Origin of the sequence: Pseudomonas sp. SIMBA_068 (assembly GCF_046534705.1) — a bacterium.
GTDB lineage: Bacteria > Pseudomonadota > Gammaproteobacteria > Pseudomonadales > Pseudomonadaceae > Aquipseudomonas > Aquipseudomonas putida.
In genome coordinates, this window is record NZ_JAWRYI010001338.1 from 1 (window position 1) to 245 (window position 245).

General features: G+C 52.2%; 1 protein-coding gene. It reads left to right on the forward strand.

Going from position 1 to position 245, the window contains the following annotated elements; all coding sequences use genetic code 11:
* Window positions 1-23 precede the first annotated feature (23 nt).
* Window positions 24-245, forward strand: a 222-nt coding sequence (locus SB756_RS33945; protein WP_410913744.1) for a zonular occludens toxin domain-containing protein, incomplete at its 3' end; no start/stop codon positions are given.

Sequence of the window (245 nt, forward strand, 5' to 3'; positions counted from 1 at the left end):
ATTGTCAGCCAAATGATTTGATCGTGATCGATGAAGTGCAGCGCATTTGGCCTCCGGTTTCGGTGAGCGTGAAGCCGACTGAGGATATTGAGAAGCTGCACGTGCATCGCCATTTCGGCGTGGATTTCATTTTGATCACGCAGCATCCGCAGCGTTTGAATAAGACGATCCGTGATCTCGTCGGACACCATGTTCACGTGCGGCGTTTGTTCGGCGGCCGAAGAGCGATGTTGTATGAGTGGGAT